The organism is Nocardia takedensis NBRC 100417, assembly GCF_000308695.1.
Taxonomy (GTDB): Bacteria; Actinomycetota; Actinomycetes; order Mycobacteriales; family Mycobacteriaceae; genus Nocardia; species Nocardia takedensis.
In genome coordinates this window covers 1-12008 of record NZ_BAGG01000231.1, presented here as the reverse complement: position 1 = coordinate 12008, position 12008 = coordinate 1, and the positions used below count along the sequence as shown (strand labels likewise).

Genomic DNA, 12008 nt, shown 5'->3' with positions numbered 1-12008 from the left:
AGGCTGACGTGGTCTCTGACGGTTGAGAACAACGAGCGCGACTGATCGGCGCACTGGTCGGCCCAGGGTTTCGGTTCGGTGAGGTGTGGAGCGGTGACGAGTGAGTCGGCTGAGCGGAGGTGGGAGATCGAGATCGGGGGAGCCGTGACCCCGCGCGGCGGAACGAACCCGCAAGCCCCAGGAGGGGGTCTGGCGAAAGCGACACGCGTGGCGCGTGATCTTCGGCGAACCGTGCGTACTCGAGCCGGACGGCACCCTTTCCATCGAGAGCATCATCGAGCCGACACTGCGGACCGAGATCTCGAAATGGGACGCTAAAGCACAGAGGCAACCGAGGATAGCGTCATCGGGCGATCCCCGCGGAGTCGCCACGGCCGGTCCTGAACCGGCGCGGGTTGATCCGATAGACCTCGACGCGAGAAGTAGCGGGTGCGATCTTGCGCCGCAGAAGCGGTGGGGCACATCGGATATCAGACAGCGCGGCGTATGGTGTGGAAGTGATAGCAAGGGCCGTGGATTCGCTTGCCGATGGGCTTTCGAGGCGTCGCTGAGTGCTGCGACGGTACTCAAGTGAGCGGACGCGAAAATAGACCAGAGTGTACGACACCAAAGGTAGGAGTATGCCGACCAACGATATCGATCGTGCGCGGTCTCGGTTCCTCACTGCAATCAGGCGAATCAGAGCTGGGCTCGACCTCCAGCGGTCCCGAATCTTGGGCCATGCTGCGATCGCGCACCGACTACTCGAGGGCACGCCCGAAGAGGTCGTCGATCTGACCGGCGCGCCGGACAACGACCTCGACTACTACGCGTATGAGCTGGTTCGCCTCCGTGAGGCAGCCCGTGAAATGAGCAAGGTCTTTGCCAAACCTCGAGTGGTCGAGGATGCATTGGCTATGTTCGATGAATCACTGCCCAAACTGCGTTCTGTGCGCAATCCGCTCACGCATCCGAGCGACGATGCGCGGCTCGACGGTGTCGCGTGGTTCTCGGCTCTCGTCGAACTCCGTTCCGACGGCTCCGTGGAGTACCTCGTGGACCCGCGTTATCAGCACCACGACGCCGGTTTGGCATTGGCCGACACCCTCATCTCCTACCTTCGCGAAGGCATCAGGTCCACACCCCCCAACTCTGTTGCTGACGGCCGATCGACGAGTGAGAGAGAGATCAGACATAGTGCGCTGGCCGAGCAGAGGTGCGACCTTCGCTGAATCATGCGGCTGAGCGCGGCAACTTGGTGCATTCGACAAGCTCGGCCAGCTCAGCTTCGGCACCAGCGAACATTTCGATGTACTGCTTCCACAGCACTGGCGTGCGGTGCGGATGTGAGACCTGCGGGAGCGGAGGAACCAATGCGCTGAGTAGGTGCTCGGTACTCGGGTCGTAGCCGGACCACGCGCTGGCGTCGTGCCATCCGCGGGCGGTCAGGGTGTGTGGGGTGTCGGTGAGTACCCAGGCCAGTGGCGGGAAGTAGACCTCGGCGAGGTTCGAGATCTCGACGGTGCTTCCCAGGCCCCAGCCCGTGGCCCCGGGGATTCTGGTGAGGGAGGAGCCCGAGACCGATCCTGCGATTCGGGCGAACGTACCGCGGGCCACGGCGATCAGCAGGTGCAGGTCGGACGGGAGTCCGATGACCGGTGTGCGCGACAGCAGGTTCGAGGCGATCTGCGGGTAGCGGGTGCGCAGCGCTGGCGCCAAAGCGTGAGCGCCGATGAGCATCGATCGCGCGACGGCCCCCGGATGGAACAGCGCGGCGGGCATGGGAGTGCGGTGGGCAGGGTCGTATCCGTTGCTCGTGCGGCTGTGGGGGCGCAGGGTAGCGGCCAGGCGGCCGTAGGCTGAGTCGTAGTGGCCTTGTAAGCCGTTGCAGCGCTCGCACAGTCCGAAGACGTAGAGCCCGCCCGAGCTCGACCGGGCGGGCACTCGGCGGTTGCCGCGCGAGACGATCCGAGAGCGTTGAATCGTCGTGTCGTTGCCTGCGCATTGGGGCGGCACATGCGCTTTCGTGAGGTTACGAACCTCACCGCACAGTCCGCAAGGATACGGCTGACCGCGGTGGCGCTGCCATCCCGAGACCTGTTTTCTGGTGTCGGTCATGCGGCCATCATCGGCTACTGGGTTTGTCGGGGGCATGTCCATTTTCGGTGCCCACTGACTCGACGTGTTGCGGCGCGTCCTCGAGGTCCGGTCCAGTGTCGGGCGCAACGGCGCTTCCTGCGGCGAGCAGGTGTTCCCAGGCGGCTTGGGTGTGGTCCATCCGGGTGGTCAGGTGCTGGAGGATCGAGTTGAGCTGCTGTTCGGACAGCGGCTCGTGGGGAGTGGTTGTCGGAGCGGGATGGTCGTCGAGCCAGCGACGCTCGACTCCGTAAATTGGGGGCATAGTGTCGTAGCTGAGTAGGTATCGCGACTCTCCACGGGTTCGCTGCCTGTCGCGGCGGTCGGGTGCGGAGGTGCGGGGGTGATGGTCCGGATGTGAGAAAACGTGCCGTACGGCGACATCGAGCACGGCGTCGTTCAAGGCGATGGCTTGGCCGCCGTGGACTTTGAATATGTGGTCACGGCCCAGGCGCGGGTTGTCGATGTGGGCGGCGCCGGGAAGGAATAAGAGCCGGTGCGAGTCCAACGGCAGGTATATATCCCAGAAGCTGGCGGCCAGCAGCTGCGCGTCGGCGTCGTGACCGTTGAGGATCACCGCAGGGGTGTCACCGGTCAACAGGCACGCATCCGACCAGCCGAATCCCCACGGTCGCTGGTACAGGACCGTGGCCAGTGGCTGGATCATCTCGGCGATGTAGGTCAGGTGCTCGTTGACTCCGGGCGCGGCGATCGGCGGGTTGGCCGCCTCCAGCTGACGCCACAATCGCCGTCGCTGATGATCGGTGCGCAGGATCTGAGCGGCCAGCCACCACGCGATCGCCTCGCGGTGGTCCTGGCGCGCAGGCCATCGATTCGGGAAAGCGTTGTCCGTAGGCAGTGTCGCCCAGTCGAGCAGCGCGCGGAACGCCGGCGTCGCCCGGGTCTCGAGCTTGGTGAAGAAGGACTCCATGTCGTGGTTGCCCACGCCATCCGGTGTCGTGCCGCGGTAGAAGTCGCCCTCGGCGGCGATATTGTCGACCGCTGTGATGAACGCTCGCTCCAGATTCTGAACCGGCGCAGCGCGCAGCTGATACCGCTGGCGACGGCGCACACCCCAGCGCTTGAGATACATCCTGGGCACGGTGTGATCGCAGGTCATGGCCACAAGCCGACCTTATAGCGTGGCACCGACAACGACGTTCTGGTCGCGCTTCATTCGGATATGCCGGAGGCATTGGGATCGACGGATTCCAGTGTTCTCCAGACCGCAGTCGCGAACCGTTCGACCACCAGCTGTGGTGCCACGATGAGGCCGGCGAGTTCGCGTAGCCGCGGGTGGAACTCGTTCGGCTGGGCGCCAACGGGGATGGCCTCGGACACACACTCGCGCAACTGCGGATTTGCGGCGGGTAGGTAGGTCTGGAGGAGCTCGGTACGAAACCAGGTGTCGACTTCGTGCTCGCGCTGCTCCCACGCCTCGAATTTCGGGGCGAATTCCTTCGTGCGTGCGATGACTTCGTCGCTGATCGAGGGGTCTCGTATTTGCGCGAGGTGCAGAGCCAGCTCGGTACGAAAGTACTGATCCGTCGTCAGACCCGTGGTGTCAGGGATGAGCTGGCGGGCGGTTTCTAGTTCGGCGAGAGCCTGCCGCACGGCGCGCTCGCCCGCCTCGGTGGCGGGCAATAGGGACGCGGGTGGGAACAGCGAGATCGTGCGCACCCGCACAATCACCCCGGCGTCGATGGCCAGCGAGATCGATCCGAGTGCCTCGTGGACGTTGACGTAGCGAGCCGCCCGCCCGCCGAGATCCCGCAGTTTGCTCAGCGGTACGCCGCCGAACCACTCGCTGAGTTCGTCGCCGACGCCCGGCACCAGATCCGTGCCGGTCAGACGGATCTGTACCTGGTGTAGCCAGTACTGCTGCGGCGCGGTGTCCTCGTCGGCCATGCGCCGCAGCATGTTCTCGATCGCCGCGGCGTAGGTTCCCAGATGCAGGGCCATCGAGGTGTTCACCTCAAGCACCTTCTCTAGGTCGACAGCCGGCAGCAGTGATCGCTGCAACTGAGTGGTGAGGACATCGCGATACGTCGGGGACGGCCAATCCTGGTAGGTGCTGGAGTGGTACCAGAGATGCTGTCCGACCTGCTCGTCGTGGCAGTCCACGTCATTGAGATCCCGCAGTGCAAGACGCATATCGGTGATGTCGGCTGCTTCGCAGTCACATACGTAGCGGGGCTCATCGCCTCGCTGCTGACGCAGGTAGGCGGCAGCCGGGATCTCGACTCGACGACTGCAATAGTCGCATTCGAGCCAGTAGCTGTACTCGAAGTCGAATCCGGCGGGATGATCCGCCGATATCTCGGGAGTCACCCCGCGAAGTCTATGACCGCCCCAGCGGTCCCAGGATGCCACTGGCGGTAGGAGGGTTGCCCGCAGTTCGCGCAACGGCGGAGCTTCCGTCCAAGCCGTGCGAGGCAACGACATGCAGGTCCAGGCGAGCGATTTCGACTACGCCGCGGCCAAGGGGATGTGCGTCGAGATCGTGGAACCGAACGTGGGCTTCTACGACGTCAAGCCGTACTCCTGCGACTGGAACTGACCTCACGACCCGCGCGGTCGCGTGACGGCGCTCGGCGGCGCGATCCGCCGAGCGCCTTCCCTTCTCCGACTGTGGGTGACTTGCCCGCGCTACGCCAGACTCAAGCGGCGTCCGACTTGAGCGCCATCTGATCCAAGCGAGTGTCCGAGCGTCTACATCCTCGGCGCTGTACTCAGCCAGCGCCTGCGTAGCGCTTGGGCGCGTTGTTTTGAGGGTCGCACCGGTTCGGCATGGCTTGTGTGTCGAACTGCGCGGGCCTCGTCGGGCAGATGGGTGCTCGCGGTCAGTCTGAATCCGTCGACCGGAGAATGCGCGATGAGCTAGATACTCTGAAGCTGTTGTGTTCGGGCGCTCTTCGGTAGCGGAGGCGATAGGCTGACCGTTCAGGCTCGGTAGTTTGTTCAGCTGCCCTCGTGGGGCAGGCCATCGGATCAGGGGGGTGAGGGTGTCGGCCCAGGTAACTCTTGTGTTGGTGCACGGCATTCTGTCCAGCGGCGAGAAGTGGGCTCCGCTCGTGGACTTGCTGCTTCGCGACGATGACCTCGCGGGGCGTGTGAAGCCGATGGAGGTCGAGTATCCGAGTAAACTCATTGAGTTCGGCCCCACGAAGCGAATTCCCGATCTGGACACGGTGGCCGATTTCCTTCGCACTCGGGTTGCTGAGGATGTCGCGCCTGACCATCCGATCGTGTTCGCTGGCCACAGCCAGGGCGGGTTGATCATTCAGCGTTATCTGGCCCAAGAGTTACATGCGGGGCGTGGTACCGATCTCGGTCGCGTTCGGAGAGTCATGATGTTCGCCACCCCGAATGGTGGCTCGGAGTTTCTTCTTCCGCTGCGCCGGTGGTGGGGGCGCCACCCGCAAGAGAAGGAACTGCGTCCCCTGCACGAGAAGATCATCGACACACAAAGCACCATCCTTCGGCAGGTCGTGAATGCCCGGGATCTCACGGCCACCACAGCGCCGATACCTGTTGAAGCGTTCGCTGGTATGTCGGATCGTGTGGTTACGCCGCAATCGGCTAGAGCCGTGTTTCCCTACGGTGGGGCCTTGGAAGGCGACCATTCGACAGTCGTTGTTCCGAAGTCAAACGACGCTCTGGTGTACAAGATCATCAAAGCCCGCCTGCTACGAGCGATCGAGGAGAACCAGCCCGGAACCGCGGAGGGGCGCGCTGATGCCGCAGACATCGCCGTCCGCAGCCTCGTGGACGCGCAGCGTGCGACACCCCTGGGCGGATTTCGTCCTGATGATGACGCGATTCGGGTGATCGCGGAAGCGCTCGCGGAGGTCGAGGACTTTATAGAAACCGCGAATCGACGACAGTTCATCAGGTTGATGCCCCGATTCATCCGTGAACGGCAGGAAACCGGAAGTGGACCGGCCAGGGTGCAACTGCTCGAGCTGGTGCACGTCTGCGCGACTTTCGAGGACGCTGGCCGTCAGGCGTTGGTCGTCAACTTGAGATGGGGCTGGGAGAACGTCCCAGCAGCGCAGCGCGCGCTCGATGTCATCGATAGCCAGTGGCCTGACCCGGGGGAGGACGCCTCACACACCGGGTAGGCGCGACGGTGTCATCGACGATGCCGCCGCGCTACCTCGACGCGAGTCGACGCGTTTGGATGAGGACGCGTGGTCTGAACTGGCAAGGCTGTTGCCTGACGGTGATCGGTTGCCGTGGACGTACGAGGCTTACCAGTGGGCCTTCGAGACCGCGGCCGACATGCCGGGCCTACGCCCTCCGTCCACTGCCAAGACGATGCTCGACGTCGTACACGATCTCGATCGTCGTGGGGTGAACGCGGCGATGCCATTGGCCCTGCCATTCATCCGATTCCTCGCCGCTCAGATGACGGACATCGAACTCGCCGCCGAACTGAACACCTGGGTGTCCAGTGTGGCCAGGCGCCTCGGTGTGGGGCCCGTCCCACCAGCGTCACCGCAGGCGCGCCGAACGACAACTGTGCACATCGAACTCACCACTGCCCGGCAGGAGGGTCAATACAGGCTGCGAATGTGGCTGCACTACGAGGTCTTCGAGTGCATTCAAGAGTCCGATCAGCCGGTCGACCTCGTCGCAGCGCAAGTGCAGGTGGGCGAGCAACTGGTCGCTATCTACGACTCCGGAATCGATACCACCGAGATGCGGCGGCTGGAATTCCACGTCCCATTCGAGTTGCTCGACGAGCCATTCGAGGCATGGGCCGCACCTCTGGGTGTCCGAGGTAGGAACACCGCGCTCGGTGAGCATTTCGAGGTGGTGGTGCGTTGCCCGGACGAACGGTCCCGGTTGACCCGAGACCACTGGCATCGAAAATGGAGCTGGTTCACCGCCAACGACGGCACAGCCCCCGAAGCAGTGAGGATTCTCCGGGACGAGGACGTCCTGCGCGGAGCTTCCAGAGAACTCCTCGATGACGCACCGCCGATCTGCATATTCGCAGCGGTCAGTGGAGAGCACCTCGAGACGGTGATAGACCACATGCTGGAGGGCGGCATACCGATCGCCGTGTGGCCGAGAGGCGGGCACACGGCACCGACTCCGACCGAGCAATGTTTCGACGTTCGCCTGCGCGAGGACTCGAAGAGTGGAGCTCCCTTCCATATTCGCGATCTACCAGCGCGGCTGAGAACATGGCGTGCTCAATCCCATCCGCCTCATCTCCCGCCAGCACTGGTGCTGTTGTGGGACGATCCGACCCGCCGACCATCCTCGCGAATAAGCTGACGTGAGAGGACACTGATGACGACTGACGTCGAGGGGCCGACATCCACCAAGCAGTGGTGGGTCTACCGCGGCGAGGACCCGCTCGAACGGCGCCTGAAGCTCCTAGCGGACAATGAGCCGCCGTGGCGTAGCTTCAGCGGCACAGTCGACCCCACCTACGAAGCACCCACAATGGACAGCCCATCTGGTGAGGAGACCACGCGACGCGGAGCGAGCTACGTCCCCGGTGACTCCGAAATCAACGCCGTCAACACCGCCCTGTACCTACGGCGGCCCCTGCTGGTCACCGGCAAACCAGGCGTCGGCAAGACGACGCTTGCCTACAGCATCGCAAGCGACCTCGGACTCGGTCCGGTGCTGCACTGGCCCATCACGAGCCGCACCAGCCTCCGTGACGGGCTCTATCGGTACGACGCCATCAGCCGCCTCCACGATGCCAATCTCAATCATCTGAACCGGCAGACGGCACGGCCCGGTGGAACCAACCGTCGACTGATACGGGGCTCACGCAACCTCAGAGGCGGTGAAACCCACGGCTCACGTGCAGCATCCATCGCCAACTACCTTCGCCTGGGTCCGCTCGGCACGGCGCTGATTCCCCAGACGCTTCCACGCCTTCTACTGATCGACGAAATCGACAAATGCGACATCGACCTTCCTGGTGATTTGTTGACAGTGCTGGAGGACGGTGCTTTCGAGATCCCCGAATTGGCACGCGTGGCCGGTCAGCACCCGCGAGTGCACGTCGGATCGCATGACAGCCCCGACCCTCGGGTAGGTATCGACCGCGGCAACCTCAGTTGTCTAGCCTTCCCTGTCATCGTGATGACCAGCAACGGGGAGCGAGAATTTCCCCCGGCATTCCTGCGGCGGTGTATTCGCTTGACCATCGAGCCTCCGACCGAGGAGAAGCTGCGCCGAATACTCAAGCAACGCCTTCGCATCGACGAGGACGATCACAGTTTCGACGACCTCATCCGAGTTTTCGAGGCCCGCCAAGCTGAAGGGAGCGTAGCCACCGACCAACTCCTGAACGCGATCCAATTGAGGTTGAGCGGAGCATGGTCGGACGCAAGCGACTACGAAGAATTTATCAAGAGAACCATGCAGCCACTGGCAGGACCAGGGTCATGAGACGGCAATGATCGAGCGTCTGCTCAGGGACATCGTTGCTTCGGGTGCCGATATCGGTACGTCGGAACTGGCAGAAATTATCTGGCTGGCCAATCGAATCGCTGCACCGCCCGATTCTGGATTTATCGTTGATTCGCCCCGGACTGTCCACGATCCCGAGGTGTCGGAGGCGGAAGGAGCGCAGCAGCGTGAGGATTCGACAAACGTAAAGAGTCCTGTCTACTCTGTCGGCCAGGAGCGCGGGCGGACAAGTACAGCCTTTCGTTCGGGAGTCCGGGTACGAATGCGCCGCGCGGACTCGCTGGATGACCCTCTTGCGGTCATGCGCGCGTTCAGGCCATTAGGTCGGCGACCAACTATCAGTGGTCGAGTTGTCGAACTCGACGAGGAAGCTACCGTCGACGCCAGCATCGACCAACGGATGCTCGTGCCCGTTGTCAAGCCGGCTAGTGATCGCTGGCTGAGCCTCGCGCTGGTGATCGACACGCACCACTCTATGCTGCTTTGGCACGATCTGATCCAGGAATTGCAACGTGCCATTACCGGCACAGGTGTATTTCGGACGGTCCAGACCTGGCACCTCCACCTCCCCGACGACACAACACCGGTCCAGGTCAGTCGCAGTCGCGACGGAATGCTGCGCAACCCCAGCGAGATCATCAACCCAGCAGGCAGCCAACTTATCCTTGTGCTGAGCGATACCTTGGCTGACGTATGGATGCATCCCAGACTTCACAGCGTCCTTCTCAAGTGGGGCACCCACAACGCTGTCGCGATCATCAATGTTCTCCCGGAACGCATGTGGACCCGAGGCGCGTTGAGTCCAGCCATACGGCTCGCCCGCGCATCGAAACCTGCCACTGCGAACATTGCATGGAGCCTGACGAATCCGCCCGGTCACCGTCGATACCGCGGGCATCCCATGATGGGTATCCCTATTGTCGACACCACGCCCGCCGTGCTGTCAGACCTGGCCTACCTCATCGCGGGAGACGGCACGACACACCGCATGACATGCATTCTGATCAGTACCGAAGCCGCGAAGGCCCAGACGAATACCGAGGCGGAAACGGCAAACGATCTGCCGAGCCCGCGCAGAACGGCCATCGATGCCCTTCGAGATTTTAATGGAAAATCATCTCCTACCGTTCAACAGCTGGCTGCTTACCTCTCGGTAGTGCCGCTAACGCTACCTGTAATGAATCTCGTACGCTCCGTGATGGTTCCGGGCGCAGACCACGGACACCTCGCGGAAATCGCATTGAGCGCCCTGGTCGAGCCATGGGATGGAAAGCGGACGGTACATCCGGAGCAACTCGAACTCGTATTCCGCGCAGGCGTCCGCGACGCTCTGCTTGGATCGCTAGACGAGGATGACATCGTCCAAATAAAGAACCTCGTCCAAACGAAGCTGTCCGCCTACCTCGCAGGAAGACCCGGCAGGGCCGGAGAATTTGCCGCAGTCCAACTAGTCGATGACGGCCACGGTGATCACCTGATCGCCGATGAATCACTGAGTTTCGCCGAGCTCAAGCAGGCCCCTTGGGCCGCGATGGGGCGCGGTACCGGCGGCCCGGAGGAGAACAGGATCCCGGCATCGGCGAGACCGCTACGGGAGATGGTTCGAATCTATGGAAGCGAGGATCTTCCTGCGATCTCCGAGGTCGACCCATACCTGTTGGGAACAACGAGGTCGATATTCGGACGCGCCGGCCAGTACGGAAACCACGACGAATACGTGCCCCGGACGGCCAACGACGTCGACCTGCGTCTGGCGGAAGCGTTGTCCCGGAACCAACTCGTGGTAGTTGTGGGACCGGCATTAGTGGGCAAAACCCGGACCCTGTTCGAGGCTGTGCGTGCACAAGGTCGGTCCATGCGCGTCCTGTGGCCTGTCCCAGAAGCGCTCAGCGAAGTCGTCACCCACCCGCGGATCGCCAGCAGCACCGATCCGCTGATTGTCTGGTTGGATGACATTCACCTTTACCTCACCGACACGGCCGGATTGACCCCAGCGATGCTGGCTGCGTTGACTGCCAGGCAAGGGCCGACGGTGGTGGTTGCAACGCTGCGCTCGACGATGCGAGCTCAACTGCGCGGCGAGGGGGAACTGCGCCGGGACGCTCGGACTCTGCTTGAGCAGGCGGTTACCATCGGCCTAGCCTCCACCGCCGACGATCCCGCCGAACGTGCGGCCGCCAACCGCGTTTACCCCGGATACGCCGCAGACCCGTATGGGCTGGGGGAGAATCTGGTCCGAGCGCCTGAACTGGTGACACGCTACGACGCCGCCCGCGCCAGCGATCCGTTGTTGTGGACGGTGATCGCCGTCGCGATCGATTGGACACGGATCGGACGCCTAGATCCCATTGCCGAACCCGACCTCATCGACTTCACCGTGGTGGCGCTCCGGGAAACCCATCCTTCCCTGGAAGTCTCCAGCGGCGACGTACGCGCCGCCATCCATACCGCCCGCACACCACCGCCAGGAAGCGGCGGCGCTGCTGCGCTCCTGCGCACCACTCTCCTCGACGACAGGGATACTCGGGGCTACCGGGCTTTCGACTACCTCGTCGCCGCCGACGAGGGAAACAACCACCACAGGCCCCGAGCAATTCCTGAGTCCTTCTGGCACACAGTCGCCCGGGGTAGTGACCCTGACAAACTCCTTGCTCTCGGACTTGCAGCAGAACAACGTGGCAACGGTGCCACCGCCCTGGATCTATTCCTAGAAGCCGCCCGCGCCGGCAATAGTAGAGCGATGGATCATGTCGGACGGCTCCTGCTCGCGGCTGGTGAAGCAGATAAGGCCGAGACTTGGTTTCGGAGGGCTGCTTATGCTGGGGACCTGTCCGGGTTGAAGCACCTCGGGCAGCTGCTGGTCGAGCGCGGAGCTGTGACTAGTCTGGAAGATCTGTATCGAGAGTTTCATTTGCGGACTTTCGGACGAGATAGCCCTCTTACTATTGTCGCGGGTAGTTTGCTCGCGGAGGCTTATCAGTCGACGGGGCGCCTCGAAGAAGCGATCTCGCTACTTGAACAGACCCTCAACCATGCCGAGCAAGTATCGGGTCAGGCTCATCCTGACACCTTGTCCGCCTCGCACAACCTCGCCCTGGCCTACCAGCAGGCGGGGCGGCTCGGTGAGGCGATCGATTTGCTCGAGCGGGTAGCGGGCGAGCGGACCCGGGTATCGGGTCACGACCACCCGGCAACCTTGTCCGCCCTGCACAGTCTCGCCTTGGCCTACCAGTCGGCGGGGCGGGTCGGTGAGGCGATCGATTTGTTCGAGCGGGTGGCGGGCGAGCGGACCCGGGTATCGGGTCACGACGACCTAGGAACCTTGTCCGTCCTGCATAGCCTCGCCGTGGCCTACCGGTCGGCGGGGCGGGTCGGTGAGGCGATCGATTTGTTCGAGCGGTTGGCGGGGGAGTTAAGCCGGGTGTCGGGTCACGACGACCTAGGAACCT

9 protein-coding genes are annotated in these 12008 nt (G+C 63.1%); 6 read left to right on the top strand and 3 right to left on the bottom strand.

The features are described 5' to 3' along the window. Nucleotides 1-620 precede the first annotated feature (620 nt). Entirely contained in the window at nt 621-1211 is a 591-nt protein-coding gene (locus ON30_RS28840) for a hypothetical protein (RefSeq protein ID WP_051030103.1), read from the top strand. Between the two features lies 1 nt (nt 1212). On the opposite strand, the gene ON30_RS39565 is transcribed toward ON30_RS28840, so the two are convergent. The 3 genes from ON30_RS39565 to ON30_RS28825 are packed head-to-tail and all read right to left on the bottom strand — an operon-like array spanning nt 1213 to nt 4446. After that, entirely contained in the window at nt 1213-2097 is an 885-nt protein-coding gene (locus ON30_RS39565; protein WP_157183899.1) for a hypothetical protein, read from the bottom strand. 7 nt (nt 2098-2104) lie between these two features. Beyond that, nucleotides 2105-3235, bottom strand: coding sequence for a DUF4238 domain-containing protein (locus ON30_RS28830; protein ID WP_040712390.1), 1131 nt, complete (start codon nt 3233-3235; stop codon nt 2105-2107). A 53-nt stretch (nt 3236-3288) separates the two neighbouring features. Beyond that, nucleotides 3289-4446 (bottom strand): hypothetical protein, encoded by a 1158-nt coding sequence (locus ON30_RS28825; RefSeq protein ID WP_040712388.1) that lies wholly within the window; start codon nt 4444-4446, stop codon nt 3289-3291. A 97-nt stretch (nt 4447-4543) separates the two neighbouring features. Here ON30_RS28825 and ON30_RS41850 point away from each other — a divergent pair, with 97 nt between their 5' ends. From ON30_RS41850 to ON30_RS39560, 5 genes are all read left to right on the top strand, one after another. Then, entirely contained in the window at nt 4544-4675 is a 132-nt protein-coding gene (locus tag ON30_RS41850; protein WP_281004760.1) for a hypothetical protein, read from the top strand. 472 nt (nt 4676-5147) lie between these two features. Continuing rightward, nucleotides 5148-6239, top strand: a complete 1092-nt coding sequence (locus tag ON30_RS28820) for an alpha/beta fold hydrolase (RefSeq protein WP_245554266.1) — start codon at nt 5148-5150, stop codon at nt 6237-6239. 55 nt (nt 6240-6294) lie between these two features. Continuing rightward, complete coding sequence (locus tag ON30_RS28815) at nt 6295-7404, top strand: VMAP-C domain-containing protein (RefSeq protein WP_040712383.1); 1110 nt, start codon at nt 6295-6297, stop codon at nt 7402-7404. A gap of 15 nt (nt 7405-7419) precedes the next feature. Further along, the gene (locus tag ON30_RS37975) at nt 7420-8538 is read left to right on the top strand and encodes an AAA family ATPase (protein ID WP_083911751.1); all 1119 of its coding nucleotides are present in this window, start codon (nt 7420-7422) and stop codon (nt 8536-8538) included. A 7-nt stretch (nt 8539-8545) separates the two neighbouring features. Then, on the top strand, nt 8546-12008 hold a 3463-nt coding region (locus ON30_RS39560), incomplete at its 3' end, for an SAV_2336 N-terminal domain-related protein (RefSeq protein WP_157183897.1).